Annotated in this window: 14 protein-coding genes and 1 pseudogene; 9 read left to right on the top strand and 6 right to left on the bottom strand. The window is 69.7% G+C overall.

Features of this window, described 5'->3' with window-relative positions; genetic code table 11:
* Positions 1 to 79 precede the first annotated feature (79 nt).
* From GR130_RS27190 to GR130_RS27180, 3 genes are all read left to right on the top strand, one after another.
* Positions 80 to 361, top strand: coding sequence for a hypothetical protein (locus tag GR130_RS27190; RefSeq protein WP_159507149.1), 282 nt, complete (start codon positions 80 to 82; stop codon positions 359 to 361).
* An 829-nt stretch (positions 362 to 1190) separates the two neighbouring features.
* A complete protein-coding gene (locus tag GR130_RS27185) occupies positions 1191 to 2063 on the top strand; it encodes a hypothetical protein (RefSeq protein WP_159507148.1) in 873 nt (290 codons plus the stop codon).
* A 393-nt stretch (positions 2064 to 2456) separates the two neighbouring features.
* A complete protein-coding gene (locus tag GR130_RS27180; RefSeq protein WP_159507147.1) occupies positions 2457 to 2732 on the top strand; it encodes a hypothetical protein in 276 nt (91 codons plus the stop codon).
* 439 nt (positions 2733 to 3171) lie between these two features.
* On the opposite strand, the gene GR130_RS27175 is transcribed toward GR130_RS27180, so the two are convergent.
* The 3 genes from GR130_RS27175 to GR130_RS27165 form a co-directional block, all read right to left on the bottom strand.
* Positions 3172 to 3522 (bottom strand): hypothetical protein, encoded by a 351-nt coding sequence (locus GR130_RS27175; RefSeq protein ID WP_159507146.1) that lies wholly within the window; start codon positions 3520 to 3522, stop codon positions 3172 to 3174.
* A gap of 126 nt (positions 3523 to 3648) precedes the next feature.
* Positions 3649 to 3936, bottom strand: coding sequence for a hypothetical protein (locus tag GR130_RS27170; protein WP_159507145.1), 288 nt, complete (start codon positions 3934 to 3936; stop codon positions 3649 to 3651).
* Positions 3937 to 4261: 325 nt separating this feature from the next.
* Entirely contained in the window at positions 4262 to 4513 is a 252-nt protein-coding gene (locus tag GR130_RS27165) for a hypothetical protein (RefSeq protein WP_159507144.1), read from the bottom strand.
* 748 nt (positions 4514 to 5261) lie between these two features.
* Between GR130_RS27165 and GR130_RS39995 the strand changes: the two genes are divergently transcribed.
* Entirely contained in the window at positions 5262 to 5819 is a 558-nt protein-coding gene (locus tag GR130_RS39995; protein WP_201305281.1) for a hypothetical protein, read from the top strand.
* A gap of 129 nt (positions 5820 to 5948) precedes the next feature.
* Complete coding sequence (locus tag GR130_RS27150; protein ID WP_159507142.1) at positions 5949 to 6296, top strand: hypothetical protein; 348 nt, start codon at positions 5949 to 5951, stop codon at positions 6294 to 6296.
* A gap of 374 nt (positions 6297 to 6670) precedes the next feature.
* Here GR130_RS27150 and GR130_RS27145 read toward each other — a convergent pair whose 3' ends face one another.
* A complete protein-coding gene (locus GR130_RS27145) occupies positions 6671 to 6958 on the bottom strand; it encodes a hypothetical protein (RefSeq protein ID WP_159507141.1) in 288 nt (95 codons plus the stop codon).
* 1081 nt (positions 6959 to 8039) lie between these two features.
* Between GR130_RS27145 and GR130_RS40955 the strand changes: the two are divergent.
* From GR130_RS40955 to GR130_RS27135, 3 genes and pseudogenes are all read left to right on the top strand, one after another.
* A pseudogene (locus GR130_RS40955) lies at positions 8040 to 8267 on the top strand (chaplin); the annotation flags it as partial.
* 75 nt (positions 8268 to 8342) lie between these two features.
* A complete protein-coding gene (locus GR130_RS41430; protein ID WP_268977980.1) occupies positions 8343 to 8585 on the top strand; it encodes an LPXTG cell wall anchor domain-containing protein in 243 nt (80 codons plus the stop codon).
* Between the two features lie 521 nt (positions 8586 to 9106).
* Positions 9107 to 10288: a serine hydrolase domain-containing protein gene (locus tag GR130_RS27135; protein WP_236573529.1), complete on the top strand. Its 1182-nt coding sequence runs from the start codon at positions 9107 to 9109 to the stop codon at positions 10286 to 10288.
* A 138-nt stretch (positions 10289 to 10426) separates the two neighbouring features.
* On the opposite strand, the gene GR130_RS27130 is transcribed toward GR130_RS27135, so the two are convergent.
* A complete protein-coding gene (locus GR130_RS27130) occupies positions 10427 to 12319 on the bottom strand; it encodes an alpha-keto acid decarboxylase family protein (RefSeq protein WP_159507139.1) in 1893 nt (630 codons plus the stop codon).
* Complete coding sequence (locus tag GR130_RS27125; RefSeq protein ID WP_159507138.1) at positions 12316 to 14439, bottom strand: flavin monoamine oxidase family protein; 2124 nt, start codon at positions 14437 to 14439, stop codon at positions 12316 to 12318. The genes GR130_RS27130 and GR130_RS27125 overlap by 4 nt, the downstream gene beginning before the upstream one ends.
* A 429-nt stretch (positions 14440 to 14868) precedes the next feature.
* Between GR130_RS27125 and GR130_RS27120 the strand changes: the two genes are divergently transcribed.
* Positions 14869 to 15285, top strand: coding sequence for a hypothetical protein (locus GR130_RS27120; protein ID WP_159507137.1), 417 nt, complete (start codon positions 14869 to 14871; stop codon positions 15283 to 15285).
* The last annotated feature ends 80 nt before the right edge of the window (positions 15286 to 15365 follow it).

The following is a 15365-nucleotide window of genomic DNA, read 5'->3' as shown; positions in this document are numbered from 1 at the left end:
CTCCGATAGTACGAAGTCGGTACATCAGAGACGCATCGGTGTATCGCACTTCACATCGGCTCAACCTTCCGGAGAAGAAATGCGCAAGCTTTACAAGGCTGCCGTCGTGGCCGCCGCCATCGGTAGCGTCGGCTTCCTCGGCGCCGGCACCGCCAATGCCCGCGGTGGTGGGCCGGGCGCCGGCGAGTTCAACATCAAACAGGGCTCCCAGTGCCGGTCGCACGACCTGAACGTCGATGTCCTCGGCGAGGTCGGGATCCTCAACGGCCTGGCGGGCAACTTGCTCAACGGTGAGGGTTCCCCGGGCGCTCAGTCCACCCACATGGGCTCGACCATGGGCTGCGACAACAGCGCATTCTGAGCGATCAGTCTCGCAGGTCACCCAAAGGGGTCCCGACGCCGAGCCGCAAGGCCGGTGCCGGGACCCCTTTTTGGCGTTCCGGCGTGCGATGTCCGAAGGGACGCGTAGTCAGTACGAGTGAGGCGCCGAGGCGCGGCGATGTCGAACCAGCGCCCATTGTTCACCTGTGAGTTCGCCCGATCTTCACACATGGCGCAGCCGCGCGAAGTGGAGCCTTCGCCGATGCGTAGACAACTTTCCTGTGTGGACCGGTACTTGAACGGTTCCCGCTCACCGGTGGCTACGGCTCCTTGACGCGCCCGCCAGGCGGATCAGATGTCCGGATGCCGACCATTCAACTGGCTGGTGATGGCAACCCCCAATAAATGTAGCGGGGTTGGGGGCGTGGGACGCGTGCACCGGTTCACCGCGCCTTGTGATGTCTGCTGCCGGCACTCCAAATGATTCATGCTGCTCGGCAAATGGGTGACCGTTCATGGGTTCCCGTGACCGGGTCGGGCGAATTGCCGTTCCTCGCTGGGAGAGGACAGTGAATGGGCCTGCGGGCCGGCCGCCGGGGTTGTTCCCTTCCTGGCGTCGGGTGGTCTGCGGCGATGATGTCGGCTTGTTGTCCGACGTGAATCGGAGGAGGGGCGATGGGGTGCGTCGTCGGCTTCGAGGAACGTCGGAGAGCTTTGCGGTGGGTGTTGTCGTGGCCCTGCGGGGGGCTTCCGTCGTGGTTTTGCGTGGGGTGCGCAGGGTGTGAAGCCCGGTACTACCTCTGTTTGCGCACTCAAGACAGCGATAAGTAATCAGTTTTCCATACAGGTAATGAAGGGCCGAAGGTTCCATGCGCAAGCTTCACAAGGCCGCTCTCGTCGTCGCAGCGGCCGGCGGTCTGTCCGCCATCGGCGCCGGCGTGAGCTTCGCCGATGCTCCAGCCGGGTACAACGGTGCCGCCGCGCCCACCACTCCGCAGGCGACGGGCCCTGCGCCGCAGCAGTACGCCCCGGCTCCCGCGCCGCAGCAGTACGCCCCGGCTCCTGCGCCGCAGCAGTACGCCCCGGCTCCCGCGCCGCAGCAGTACGCTCAGCAGCCGGCTCCACAGCCGGCTCCGCAGCCGCAGTACGTACCGCAGCCGGCCCCGCAGCAGGCGGCTCCACCTCCGCAGCCGCAGTACGCTCCGCAGCCGGCCCCTCCGGCTCCTCCGGCCCCTGCCCCGCAGCCGCAGTACGTTCCGGCTCCTGCGCCGCAGCAGGTGGCTCCTCCTCCGCAGCCGGCTCCGCAGCCGCAGCCGCAGTACGCTCCTCCGGCTCCCGCCCCGCAGCCGCAGTACGAGCCCCAGCATGAGGAAGGCCCCCACGCCAGCGCATGGGCCGGTTCGGGCGGCGCCGCGCGCGCTTCCGTCGGGTCGCCTTCGGGCCCGCAGTCCGCTCCGCAGGCGGCTGCCCCCGCACCGGCTCCGCAGTCCGCTCCGCAGGTCGCTCCCCAGGCGGCCCCGACGGTCACCCCCCAGGTCGCGCCGCAGGTCGCCGTGCCGCAGGTCTTCTCCCCGCAGCAGGCTCCCCAGGTAGGCCCGCAGGTCAACCCGCAGTTCAACCCGCAGGTCAACCCACTGGTCAACCCGCTGGTCTCCCCCGACGTGCCGCAGGTCAACCCGCTCGGGCTCGGGCGGCTCGCGGCGCCTCCGGTGGGCAACCTCGACCTGCCTCGCATGGCCTGATCGTTCAACGGCGGTCCGGAGCACCACCGTTGGGCTGTCCCGGCAGTGGCGGCCGGACAAGGGTGACTGCCGTCGCCCCCCTGGAGGGGACGACGCCTGACGCCGCATCGGGTTCGCCATGACCGGCGGCACCCGCAGATCCGTCCGCACCGCCAGAACCAGTTCGCTCCCCCCGTACAGAGGTGTATGCCGCGGACCTTGCGCGGCATCGTCCGGCCCGTCGTCCCGCCTGCCGTGCCCGATTCCCGGGTGCCTCCTGCGTTCGGCGCGCGGGAGGTCTCCCGCCCGTTCCGGTCTGCCGATGCCGCGCCGTGCGGCACGGCCCAGTCGGCTTCCGTAACGGCAACAAGCCGACCAACTCCACATCTCATCCGCTCAATCACCGGAGAAGAAATGCGCAAGTTCCACAAGGCTGTCGTCGTGGCTGCCGCCCTCGGCAGCGTCGGCGCAATCGGCGGAGGCACCGCCTACGCCCATGGCGAGCCTGGCCATGACGTCGACGTCAGGCAGGGCACCGAGTGCCGGTCGCACGACATGAACGTCGATGTGCTCGGGGCGGTCGGGGCGCTCAACGGCACTCTGGGCAACGCCCTCAACGGCGAGGGTTCGCCGGGTGCGCAGCCCACTCACCTGGGCTCGAACTTCCGCTGCGACAACGCGGCCTTCTGAGCGGCGAACCATCGCGCAGAAGCCGATCGGCCGGGGTCCCGGATCCGAGCCACGAGCCCGGAGCCGGGACCCTTTTCGGTGTCTCGATCGCAGGGCGGAGGACGCCTTGCGGACGTACCGATACCGCTTTCGCGATGGGATTCTGTTGCTGTGCAGGCAAGTTGGCGAGCAAGAGTGACGTGGCGTCAGGAAGTTCGCACCGGGCCGCGGTGGCAGTCGGCGGGGAAGTGGCGGCAGTGGACGTGCCGGGGCGGCCGATCCGGAAGCGGTCGGCGCCGGCGGGCCTCCGGAATCCTGTGCTGGTGCGGCAAGCGAACGGTGGATGGCCGGACCGAGTTCAACTCGGTCCGGCCATCCACTCTTTGAGGAGGTGCTATCAGCCTTCACCCATGTTCAAACGGAACGGGGGTAGCAGCCGGTGGTGGCTCGCCAGCGGGCCTCAGTCCATAGCGGGGAGCTGGTCGCCGGGCGCAGATGCCTGTTCGCCGGGTGCAGGTGCCACGTTGGAGCAGGTCACCGCGGGCCCGACCGTTGTGCTGCCCGGGTTGAGCACGCCCTGCGCGGGGATGGACACGGGCTTCGTCGGATTACAGCTCTGCGTCTGGTTGAGGGTGTAGCTCCCGTCCTGAGTCGGGCCGTTGCTTCTCTGGAGGCAGGTGACATTGCCCTGGACGTCGCGGCGGCACAGCCCCGTGGTGTCCGCGGCGTGCACCGGGGTGACGACGGCGCAGGTCGCGGCGAGGCCGCCCAGGAGTGCCGTGATGGCTGCGATCTTCTTCCGACTGAACATGTACTGCGTTCCTTTGTGATTGGTGCCCGGGTGTGCAGTGGCAAGTGCCGGTCCGCGCCCGAGCCTGGAGAATGCCGGCGGGTTCTGGTGTCCGGGCGTGTGCACCGGACACCAGAAACCTTCCGGCTACTTGTTGAGGGCGCTGTTGTCGCAGCCCACCCTCGACCCGATCGGGGTGGCCTGCGAGCCGGCGTTGCCCTCGCCGTTGATCGCGTTGCCCAGCAGGCCGTTGAGGATCCCGACCTCGCCGAGGACATCGACGTTCAGGTCGTGCGACCGGCACTGGGAACCCTGACCGACGCTGACGTGGTTCTCGCCGCCCTGCCCGCCGTAGGCGTACGAGGTACCGGCGCCGAAGAAGCCGACGCTACCGAGGGCAACGGCGACGACAGCAACTCTCTGAAGCTTGCGCATTTCTTCTCCATAGATTGAGCGGAGCGATCTGTGAGCGATCGACTTCGTACAGTTGCGGAAAGTTAATACGAAAGATCCGCAGTTGCTGAGCGACGCGCCGGATGTTATGAGCGTTGGGAACCGGCATCGGCCCCGGCACGGTCCCATGTTCCGGGCGGGCAGCGGGCTCAACGGGCCCGGGCAGGCTCGGGAGCTCCGTGGTGAACCACCCGTTCGGCCGTACCGCTTACGACTCGATCGGTCGGGCGCAAGCGAACGGGCCCTTCGGGGAACATTCCCGAAGGGCCCGCGATCGGTGTCGGGTGCGGCTGCCCCGGCGACCCGCCTACCTCTTCTTGGCGAAGGCGTGGTTGAACTGGCCGCAGGCGAAGCCCTCCGTCTCGGGCACCGCGAGCACGCCGAACGGGAAGTTCGCCGCGGCGAAAGTCTGCGGGCTGCACTCCTGGTAGGGGCGGAAGATGTCGTTCGCCCGCGCCTTGGCGCCATCGTGGGCATAGGCGGTGCCGGCGCCGGCACCGATGGCCGACAGACTGCCGGCCGCGGCGGCGACGAGCATGACCTGCTGAAGCTTGCGCATGGAACCCTCGACCCTTCGGTCCCTATACAAGGAGACCTAGTTGCTGGTTGTGACCGCGCGAACACTAGCAGTAGTCAAACTGGGCGTTCCACTTCGTTGTGCGTCTTGTGTCGAGTCGTGGCGGAGAGTTTCTGCGCACTATGCGGCAACGGGTCGGCAGCGGCGGCGCATTCGGTTCCGGCGGGCTTTCTTTTCGTGGGCGATGAGGGAAGGGTGCGCGGTCGAAAATCGCTGTCTTCGCCGGGAATTCGGTGAGTGCGGCTGACGCGGTGGTGGGGGTGCGTGAAGAGGGGCGTGCGCGATCTCCGTGTTGACGTCAGGGGCAAACGGGTGACCGTGGAGCGGCTTCCGTGACCCTGTCGGGGGGGCGTGTCGTTTCTCCCTCGGAGGGAGTAGAGGAAGGGGTTTCGGTGGTGTCGCCCTTCCTCTGGGCCGCAGGTTCGCGATGCGCGCCTTCGGCGAACTCCGTCGACGTCAAGTGGCCTGCCGTGCCTGTCTCGTTGGGCGACTTCCGGAGTGAATTCGCACGAGAGGTGATGGGGTTTGCCGTTCGTTTTTCGGGGCCTCGGAATGTGCGGTGGCGAGCGCCGGTCGCGGGCCTAAGGGAGGGGCGCTCCTGTTGCGGGCTCGACACGAAGTGTGTAGCGGGGGGAAATGCGCGATTGATTACACTCGGTGTGCATATACTCACACTAAGTAGTCAAGGCATGTCATCTCCATCCACACGCAACCAAGGATCAAGGGTTCCATGCGCACACTTCAACGAGTCGCCATCGTCGTCGCAGCGGTCGGCTGCCTGTCCACCGTAGGTGCCGGAGTCAGCCTTGCTGACGGCGGGCCGGAGGCCAACGCCTGGGCCGTTTCGTCGTCCGCCGCGGGAGCCACTTCGCGTGGCGGCGGCGGGTACGGCGGTGAGCAGACCGCTCCGCAGGTTGCCCCGCAGCCGGCCCCGGCTCCGCAGGCCGCTCCGCAGCCCGTTCAGCAGGCTCCTGCTCCGCAGGTCGCCCCGCAGCCGATGCAACAGGCCCCGGCCCCGCAGCCGATGCCGCAGGCTCCTGCTCCGCAGGTCGCCCCGCAGCCGATGCAGCAGGGGCCGGCTGAGAAGTCCGAGGGTCGCCGTGAAGACATCAACGTCAACCAGCACACCATGTGCCGGTCGCACGACCTGAACGTCGACGTCCTCGGCCAGGTCGGCGTACTCAACGGCCTGCTGGGCAACGCGCTCAACGGTGAGGGTGCCGCCGGTGCGCAGAACACCCGCCAGGGTTCGCGCATGGGCTGCGACAACGTCGCCCTCCGCAAGTAACCGGAAGGGGTTCTGGTGTCCGGCCGGCAGGTCGGGCGCCAGAACCCCCTTTCGCTATTCCTCAGGCTCGGGCGCGAACCGGCACACGGTACTTCGCGCCCGGGCATCGATCGCAAAGGAACGCAGCAGATGTTCAGTCGGAATCAGATCGCAGCCATCGCGGCACTCCTCGGCGGCGTCGCCGCGTCCGCAGTCGTCGCCCCCCAGGCGTACGCGTCAGGAGCGGATGACTGCAACCGCGGCGCCGCGGGCCACAGGAGCTGCGTCCACAGGAGCGGGGGCTCCTTCATCGCCAAGGACGGCAGGGACATCGTCGTCAGGCAGACGCAGAGGTGCTCGTCGGCCTCCCGGCAGCGACTGATCTGGCCCGAGAGCGGCCTGCTGAGCCGGGGTGACACGGAGATCGGTCCGCACCTGAACTGCTCGAACAGGCTCCCCGCCCCCAAGGAGTTGAAGCGGCTGCGCGCCGAGTTCTGACCTCACGCGATCGATAGCCGGGCCAGGTTGATCCTGTGCCCGGCTTTGCCGTGCCGCGGAGAGGTGACCCGCGCGCAGGCGATGTCCCGGCGGTCCGTACGCCGGCCGCCGGCGGGGTGCCGCCCGCACACCAGACTCCGGGGCGATGGCGCAAGGTGCGGCCGTCGCCCCGGAGTCGGTGGTTACTTCTGTGTGCGAGGGCTGATCCTGCTCCGTACGGCCCACGGGTCGGGGCCGACCAGGCGTGCGGACGGTCCACCGCGCAGGAAGCCCGGTCGGAGTTGTCCAATCCCCGCAGACTGTCCGGGCGTTGGGGGAGGGCAGGCATGAGTCCGGCGCCCGGCCGGTGGCTCGGGCGCCGGACTCGTTTTCCGTTACTTGCCGAAGGCTTCGTTGTCGCAACCCATGGTCGAGCCCATGTGGGTGGACTGCGCGCCCGGTGCGCCTTCACCGCCGAGCAGGTTGCCGGCCAGGCCGTTCGCGACGCCGACCTCACCGAGGATGTCGACGTTGGTGTCGTGTGACCGGCACTGGGCGCTCTGCTTGATGTCGAAGTGGGATCCGCCGCCTCCCTGGCCTCCGGCAAAGGCGGTGCCGGTACCGAGGATGCTGACGCTGCCGAGGGCGGCGGCCACGAGAGCGGCCTTGTGAAGCTTGCGCATTTCTTCTCCGGTGGATTGAGCGGATGGTGTCGCAGAAGTACCGAGTTCGTACTTGTAGTGAGGATAGTGCTAAATGTCCGTGAAGTCGCTTAACGACGCGCCGGATTGTATGATTGAGGTTTTGTGATCTGTGCAGGTCAGGCGGGGTTTTGAGGCCCTTTCAGGCACTGTCGGCCGCCGTTGTCGTGTGGCAACCCACCTGGTCGGCCGTATGTGCCGACTCTTTTTTCGACGGCGCCGCACCGCGGCCTCGTCTCGGCATGCCGCCTGTTCGCCGGCGTCCTCTGGGTGGTGGGCGGTCGCGCGTCGGTAGCGTGCTCTCCGCGCTCGCGCGATCAGGTGACCGCGTGGCGTGGGCGGCCGAGCCTGCGGCGGTCGGGTGCGAGGGTGGCGAGTGCCAGAGCACGCCAAGCCACGAAATGAAGCAGGAGCTGCTTATGCGCCGTGTATGTGCCGCCCTTCTGGGGGCCTTTGCTCTCGCTGGGGCCCTCTCCGTACCCGCCCACGCCGACGGTCCCGGTGCGGGCGTCCTCGGAATCATCGGAAACCCCGTGAAGGCCACCTCCGATATCGGTCCCGTGCACATCGGTCGACTGCCGCTGCTCGGCGGGAAGTGATCGCCCGTCGCAGGCCGGGTCGGTTACCGGTCGGGCTCGTTCGGCCGGCCGCTGCTCGGGATTGCCGCGGCCGGCCGGTGAGTTGCCCGTAGGGTGCAGGGTGATGAGGGGGCGGGGTGGGTGCGATGCCGTCTGTGCCCGTCGAGAGGTGCGCGTGAAGCCGCGCCGGGGGTGCGAAGGCCGCATCGGGATGACGGTGAGATGCGCCGGAGGGTTTCGCGAGCCGCGTAAAGCAAGATCGAATTCGGGCGGTGGAGGCGGGGTTCCCCTTCGAATTCGACTGGGCTGATTATCGTTGGGAATGCATCTCAGTAAAAAAGGAATATGTGTCACTCTTCAGCCGGGTGAGCATACATATCAAGCTGAAAGAGTGATCGAAATGACGCATTCGGAGCTTTCCTCCTTCGGGCTCGTTGTGTGTTGTGCGGTCCGCGGACGTGACCGCACTGTCTAGGAGGAGTCACGTGATCAAAAAGGTCATTGCCGCTTCGGTTGCCACGGGCGGCCTGCTGCTCGTCGGCGCGGGCACGTCCGTTGCCGACGCCGGTGCCGGAGGGGCTGCTGTCGGTTCTCCCGGCGTTCTGTCCGGCAATCAGATTCAGGTGCCCGTGCACATCCCGGTGAACGCCTGCGGCAACACCGTGAATGTGGTCGGCGCGCTCAACCCCGCCTTCGGCAACCGTTGCGCCAACGTATCGAAGGTCGAGAAGGTCGAGAAGGGCAAGAAGGGCCACGAGCGGCGGCGCCACCACCGTGAGCAGGAGCACATGCCGCAGCTGCGCCACGAGCGCCCGGAGGTCCACCACCGGGCGGCGCCGGAGACTCCGGCCGTCACTCAAGAGGCCGGGAACCACCGGCACCACCAGCACCACCGTGTCGTGTCTCACGCCCGCCCCCAGCTGGCGAAGACCGGTGGCGCGCAGACCGGCATGGCGATCGCGGCCAGTGCCGGGCTGCTGGCGGGTGGCACCCTGCTCTACCGCCGGGGCCGTCGCGCCGCCAACAACTGAACGAGCGGAGCGGTAACTGTCCGGCGGCGGCGCTCGGTTGTGCAGGAGCGTCGCGCCGGCAGGAATCGCCCGGCGCGGACGTGGGCGTTGACACGGTAGGACTCGCGGTCGGCCATCTCGGGCCGTGAACAGGTGACGAGGTGGTCGGCGTGCGTCCGGCACGCGGCGCGCGCATCCGGCCGGCCGTTCAGTGAAATCCAGCAGAGCCCGGGCCGTGGTGGTCCGGGCGACAGCTGGTCCTTCTCGGCAGTTCACCGCCGTCGGTGGTGAACTGCCGGTCTGTGAGGGGGGCGGCCCGTGCTGGGGCACGGGGTCCGTCCGACCTGCCGGAGCGCAGGCGGAGGGGCGTGATCGAGGGGCGCAGGGAGCCGCCGGCCTGCGTTCACGCGGAGTCGGGTCCGGAGGCCGGCCCTACGCCGCAGGGTCCCGCTGACCGGATGGGGCGGAGCACCGTGAGCGTGCAGGCCGGGCAGGTCCGGAAGGCCGCTGCGGCCGGCGGGCCGCACCACAAGGGGGTTGCCATGACCGATCGTTGCCGACGGCCGGTGCGGGTGCGCGGGCTGTCAGCGGCGGGGTGTCAGGCGATCGTGATGGTGGCGGTGACGGCGGCCGCGCTGGCCACCGGGGGTACGCTGCCGGCGGTCGTGGCGCAGGCCCGTGGGCCCGGTGACGCCGTGCGGCAGGGGCTGCACCGGCTGGTGCACGAGGACCGTTACCCGGCAGCGCTGGCCGCCGTCACCGGGCGGGACGGGCGCGACCGCAACTACACCGCGGGCGTGGCGGACGTGCGGACCGGGGCGAGGGTGCCGGTCGACGGGCAGGTGCGGGTGGCGAGCAACACCAAGGTGTTCACGGCCGCCGTCGTCCTTCAACTGGTCGGCGAGGGCCGGGTGGCGCTCGACGCGCCCGTGGAGCGGTATCTGCCGGGCCTGGTGCGGGGCGAGGGGATCGACGGGCGGCGGATCACGGTGCGCCAGCTGCTCCAGCACACCAGCGGACTGCCGAACTACACCGACTTCCTGGGCGACTTCGCCACGTACCGCCATGCGCACCTCCGCCCCCGGGCGCTGCTCGACCTGGCGCTGGCGCACAAGGCGGTGTTCGCGCCGGGTACCCACTGGTCGTACAGCAACACCAACTACCTCCTGGCCGGGCTGCTCGTCGAGAAGGTCACCGGCCGCCCCCTGGCGGAGCAGATCACCCGGCGGGTCATCGACCGCATCGGGCTGCGCCACACCTACCTCCCGGGGGTGGGTGAAGAGCGCCTGCGCGCCGCGCACCCCGAGGGCTACCGCCCGGTGAAGGGGGGCGGGCCGCTGGAGGACGTCACGGAGATGGATACGTCCTGGGCCTGGGCCGCCGGACAGCTCGTCTCCACCCCGAGCGATCTGAACCGCTTCTTCACGGCGCTGTTCGGCGGTGCGCTGCTGCGTCCCGAGCAGCTCGCCCAGATGCGCACCACCGTTCCGGCCGACCACGGCCTGTGGCCGGGGGCCCGGTACGGGCTCGGCGTGATCAGCACGCCGCTGCGGTGCGGCGGTCTGATGTGGGGCCACGGCGGCGACATCCCCGGCTACCGTACGCGCACCGGTGTCACCGACGACGGCCGTGCGGTCACCGTCGCCGTCACCGCCGACCCCGCGCCCGTGGCGCAGGACCCCGATGACTCCCTGGCCTTCCTCGACGGTGTCCTGTGCCGGTGACAGCGACGGTGACGGTGGCGGTACGCGGCCGTGAGTGGCATGCCGCCCCCCGGTGGTCGGGAGGCGGCATGCGGTGGGCGGGTCCCCGTGAGTCGCCGGGGACGGCCCCGGGAGTGGGCGTGCGGGGCTAGTTGCCGCTCATGCCACCCTCTCCCTCAGGACCGCGCCGGACGGGGGCGGGCAGTTCTCCTGGATCTTGTACTTGAGCGCCTCGGGGTAGTCGTGGCGCGAGAGGCACACCCGTACGACGATCGGGCCCCGGTTGATCGGGTCGTTGGGCTCGCCGATCTGCTGGAGGAGGGCGGCGAGTTCGTCGTGGGTGGTCACGGCGACGCCGTGCATCGGGTGCTTGGCGGAGCCGAAGACCTCGGCGAGCTTCTCGTAGCGCCAGGGGTGGAGCTCGTTGTAGAAGTCGGCGCCGTCGGAGGGCGGGGTGCCCTGCGGCTTGTAGTAGCAGGGGTGCACCAGCATCTGCTCGATGCCGTAGAAGCCCTCGTTGTCCAGGACGAACACCACCGGGTTCAGGCCCTCGCGGACGTGGGTGGACATCTCCTGGCAGGTCTCCTGGAACGAGCCGTCGCCGACGAAGACCAGCGGCCGCTTGCCCGCCTGGCGGCGGCCGAGACCCACCCCGGTGGCGGCGCCGACCGAGTAGCCGATGGACAGCCAGCTGTTCTGCGCCACGTAGGAGGCGCGCTCGGGCATCCGCAGGTTCATCGAGCCGATCAGTGCGAACGCGGCGTCGCTGATCACGGTGAAGGGGGTGGTGCGCTGCCCGAACTCCCCGGTGGTCTGGGATTCCAGGAAGGCGTTGAGGTGCCGGAAGAAGCTGTCGTAGGTCGGGCTCTTCGGGTACGGGCCGCCGGTCAGGGTCTCCAGGAAGGCGGCGACGCCGTCCGGGACGTCCAGGCCGGCCCGGTGCGCGTCGGCGTAGGGGTCGGCCTCGAAGCGGCCGGGGCCGAACTCCTCGACGAAGGCGTCGCGCAGTGCCGGGATGAACTGCGCGAGCTGGACTTCGGGGAAGTACGAGGCCCCTACCCGCACCCCTTCGTGCGCGGCGACCGCCCAGTCGTCGCCGATCGACGTCTTCCCGCCGAGGTTCTTCGACGTCGCCCAGGTGCCCAGTCCGATGCGGCAGCCGGCGTCGTGGAACACCTCGGCCACGTCCGGATTGCTGGCCTTGCCGTTGTAGACACCGCAGAAGCCCGGGGTGTCCTCGGAGATGACGGACTTGGCGCCGATGGTGGTGCAGTACGGGATGCGGGTCGCCCGTACCAGCTCCTCGAACTCCTCGGCCAGGTTGAAGCGGTCGATCTCCTCGCCGGCCCACAGGATGGGGTCGAAGTCGTGGTCCTGCACCAGCTTGACGCACGCCGCGACCGCGGCGTCCAGCATCTTCTTGTTCCGGGGTGTGAGGGGGCGCTCCTGCCGCTGCAGCCGGCCCTGCGGTGCCGAGCAGGGGGCGTCCCAGACGTCCTCCATGACTTCCAGGTAGACCGGCCGGCGGTGGGACAGGCAGGCGGTGAGCGCGCCGTCGATCTGGCTGGGGGCCAGCCCCGGGTTGGAGATCGCCTGGGCTTCCACCGTGACCTGCCGGTAGACGTCGAGGTTGCACTCCGGGCTCTGGGACATGTGCGAGGTGACCAGTCCGATCGCCCGCTGGTTGAGCCACTGCTCGTAGGTGGGGGCCCCGTTGACGGCGATCAGCGGGACGTACTCGGTGTAGCCGCCGCCGATCGCGTTGAGCAGGTTGAACGCGCCCACGCCGTAGGTGACGGCGACCGCGCCGATGCCCTGTTCGCCGAGCGCGGTCCGGGCGTCGGCGACCTTCACCCGGGCGTACCCGTCCGCGGCCTGGCCGGCGCCGCCCTCGGTGGGGGTGCCCACCCAGCGGACCTCGGTCTTCTCGTGCAGGGTCGACAGGAACGGGCCCAGGTGGTTGCCGGGCACGCCGAACAGGTGGGTGATGCCGAGCTGTTCCAGGCGGACGGCCAGGTACTCGGCCACGGTGCAGGTCCGTGAAGTGGTCATGAGGTCAGCACTTCCTCTCGCGCCGGCTTCGTCGACGCGGAGGTCCCGCGCCTGGTGGTGGCCGCGGTGATGCCCGCGTCGGCCGCGGGTGCCTCGTTGGCGGCGATGGCGGAACGTACGGCGGTCTCCACCGCCCCCTCGATCCAGGCGTGCTTGAGCGACACATGCTCACCGGCGAAGTGCACCGGCCCCTCGGGGCGGACGACGTCGAGGTGGAAGCTGGTCATCTGGTGCGGGGTGTAGACCGCCGCCTCACCGCAGGCGTACGGGTCGCGCAGCCAGCTCTGGGTCTGGCCGGCGCCGGTGAAGAAGACCTCGATCCGGCGGCCGTGCACCGACTGCAGGTTCTCCAGGGCGTAGCCGTAGCGCTCGGCGTCGTCGAAGGAGTCCCAGCGGGCGGCGTCGTCCGACCAGGAGTAGGCGGCCAGCACCACGCCGCCCTCGCTGCCGGGGACGGGGTGGGAGGGGTAGTACATGAAGCGGTTGGGGTTGTCGGTGGTGGACCCGCCGCCGTAGGCGTTGGTGGCCGGCCGCACCCCGCCGCGCAGCGAGGAGTTGCGGTGGTACTCGACCTGCTCCTTGCCGATCCGGCTCTCGTCCACGCTCGGGTGCGCGCCGAGCAGCCCGGTGGGCAGCTTCCGCAGGCTCTGCGGCAGGGCCAGCGCGGCCTCGGCGTCGTCCTCGCCCCACCGCTGGTAGTACTCGTACAGGCCGGGCCCGATCGCGTCCAGTTCCCGCTTCCAGTCGTCCTCGGTGAACTCCCACCAGCGGCGGGAGAACTCCAGCAGCACCTTGGTGGCCTGGTCGTAGTGGGTCTCGATGACGGCCCGGCGCTTCTTGTACGAGAACGGCGGGGTCACCTGGACGAACCGCAGGCTGGAGAACGGGATGGTGACGATGGCGAGGTCGCCGGTCCAGGTCCGGGGCGCCGCGTACGGTTCGGCCTCGGGCACGGTCTCGATGGCGACGGCCGGGCCGCCGGGACCGGTGAGTCCGCCGTGGTGGCCGTCGCGGCCCGGGTCGTAGTACTCCAGCCGCACCATCCGATGGCCCATGACGATCTGGTCCCGAAGGTCCTTGGCCAGCGCCTCGGGCAGCTTGCGGCTGCCGCCCTCGATCTCCCAGTACGTGGCCTGGGGGTCGATGTCGCTGCGTCCCAGGAAGCTGTGGAAGAACGCCAGGTGGAGGCGCGAGGTCATGTTCTCGATGGTGCCGATCGCCTCGACGGCCTCGTCGCTGAACCCCGCGTACTCGCGGAGGAAGCGCCCCATCGAATAGCCGTCGAAGTCCCGGACGACGTCGGCCCAGCCCGCCAGCCACTCCTCGAACGGCTTGTTGACCCGCTTTCCGTCGTTCTGCTTGACGGAGTAGTAGTCGCGGACCGGTTCCAGGGCCTGGTGGACCATGTCGGCGACGGTCAGCCGGGTCTCGCAGCCCGTGAGGTGGAAGCCCTCGTTGATGGCGGAGGGGTCCTTGGCGTACTGGGCGCGGCGGACCTGCTCGCGGTTGGTGCGGATCCAGGTGTGGTGGCGCTTGTCCGGCTCCTGGAACTCGGGGCTGGGGTCGCCGTACGTCCAGATCTTGCCGTCCTTGAACGACTTGTAGACCACCGGCGGCGCGGGCGCGTCCGGGTTGCCGGTCGACGGGTCGATGTCGACGTTGTAGAACAGCCGCCGCTTCAGGCCGAGTTTGTCGATCAGCGCCAGGGTCAGCGGATGGAAGCTGGGCAGCCGCATCGCCCCGGCCTCCGCGTACTGCGCCGGGTCGGTGAAGGGCGAGGGCCGGCCCTTTCGGGTGTGGAAGGTCTTGATCCGTCCGCCGACCCGGTCGCCGTTGGCTTCCAGGATCGTCACGTCGTGCCCCGCCCGGGTGAGCAGATCGCCGGCGACCAGGCCGGCGATGCCGGCACCGACGATCAGGATGCGCTTGGGTGGTCCGGGGGGCAGCCCGTTGTCGATCAGTACGTCGAGATAGCGCAGCCTGAGGTCCTCGTTGGCGGGGGCGGGGCCCACCAGCAGCAGTTCGCGCGCCAGCTGCTCGTAGGTCATCTCGTCGGCGCGGTCGGCACCGCTGCGGCGGCGGGGGGCGTCGGTGCGGTGGTCGGTGCGGTCGTCGTTCATGCGGCTTCAGCCGTTCTTGCGCAGGGACTGGTGTGCGGCGGGCCGCCGCGGGGTGCTGATGGTCACGGTTCTCCTTGTGACAGGGGCCGGCGGCGTGGGACGACGCAGGCGGCACAGGGTTTCGCTCACCGGGCATGCGCGGCCCTTGCGGGTGCGCGCGCAGGTGAAAACCGCGCGGAGCGGGACGCCGGCATATACCGGTGTCAGCTGTGCGGCAGATGAGACCAGCCCACCACCGAACGGGAGGGTCCGCATGCGCAGCGAGGCGAACGGGGCGCACGCCCGCCGGTACCGGACTCCACCAGGGTCGGCGAGGCGGACGCGCGGCGGCCGGCCGCCACGGTGCTCGGGGTGCGCGGGTGCGCTACGGGACGGGTTCCGGCGTGTGATCCTGCCCGCCGGGCAGGAGGAAAGGGGGGCGATGGACCTTTGCGGCTGCGCTACTTCCGGCTGCGCTCCTTCCCGGCCGTGGCGCGTGACGAGCACACCGGCCGGGCCGCGGAGGAGCTGCGGGGCGCCCGGCCGTCGCCCGGCCGGGCCGACGCACGCCCGGAGGCCGAGCCGGGCGCACCACTCTTCGACCGGTGGGGGCGGCGCATCCGACGCAACCGCCGCGGCGCGACCTTCCTGCGTCAGGTCGAGCGCACGCTGAGCGAACTCGACGATGGGCGGGGGGAGTTGCGGGGTACCCGCGATCATGTACCCGGCAGGGTCTCGGTGGCCGCCGAGACCCTGCCGGCGATCGGTGAGCCGCTGGGCGGCTTCCGTGCCGCGCGTCCGCGGGCCGGAGTACGGCTCTGCCGGTCGACCGCGGAGGAGAGGGGGCGTCAACTGCGGGCAGAATAAGTCGACTTCTGCGTCGCGTCGTCCCGATCAGCGCGTGCCGGGCAGCGTGTGGACGGCCGCGGGCGCGGCCTGTGGCCGTG

It is taken from the genome of Streptomyces sp. GS7 (genome assembly GCF_009834125.1).
Lineage (GTDB): Bacteria > Actinomycetota > Actinomycetes > Streptomycetales > Streptomycetaceae > Streptomyces.
The sequence above is the reverse complement of the archived record's forward strand: the minus strand, read 5'-3'. Positions and strand labels throughout refer to the sequence as shown.

Coding starts and splice junctions, on each gene's coding strand:
- GR130_RS27175 (WP_159507146.1), bottom strand. CDS start 3,522: ATGTTCAGTCGGAAGAAGATCGCAGCCATCACGGCACTCCTGGGCGGC.
- GR130_RS27150 (WP_159507142.1), top strand. CDS start 5,949: ATGTTCAGTCGGAATCAGATCGCAGCCATCGCGGCACTCCTCGGCGGC.
- GR130_RS27145 (WP_159507141.1), bottom strand. CDS start 6,958: ATGCGCAAGCTTCACAAGGCCGCTCTCGTGGCCGCCGCCCTCGGCAGC.
- GR130_RS27135 (WP_236573529.1), top strand. CDS start 9,107: ATGACCGATCGTTGCCGACGGCCGGTGCGGGTGCGCGGGCTGTCAGCG.
- GR130_RS27180 (WP_159507147.1), top strand. CDS start 2,457: ATGCGCAAGTTCCACAAGGCTGTCGTCGTGGCTGCCGCCCTCGGCAGC.
- GR130_RS39995 (WP_201305281.1), top strand. CDS start 5,262: ATGCGCACACTTCAACGAGTCGCCATCGTCGTCGCAGCGGTCGGCTGC.
- GR130_RS41430 (WP_268977980.1), top strand. CDS start 8,343: ATGCCGCAGCTGCGCCACGAGCGCCCGGAGGTCCACCACCGGGCGGCG.
- GR130_RS27130 (WP_159507139.1), bottom strand. CDS start 12,319: ATGACCACTTCACGGACCTGCACCGTGGCCGAGTACCTGGCCGTCCGC.
- GR130_RS27185 (WP_159507148.1), top strand. CDS start 1,191: ATGCGCAAGCTTCACAAGGCCGCTCTCGTCGTCGCAGCGGCCGGCGGT.
- GR130_RS27190 (WP_159507149.1), top strand. CDS start 80: ATGCGCAAGCTTTACAAGGCTGCCGTCGTGGCCGCCGCCATCGGTAGC.
- GR130_RS27165 (WP_159507144.1), bottom strand. CDS start 4,513: ATGCGCAAGCTTCAGCAGGTCATGCTCGTCGCCGCCGCGGCCGGCAGT.
- GR130_RS27170 (WP_159507145.1), bottom strand. CDS start 3,936: ATGCGCAAGCTTCAGAGAGTTGCTGTCGTCGCCGTTGCCCTCGGTAGC.
- GR130_RS27125 (WP_159507138.1), bottom strand. CDS start 14,439: ATGAACGACGACCGCACCGACCACCGCACCGACGCCCCCCGCCGCCGC.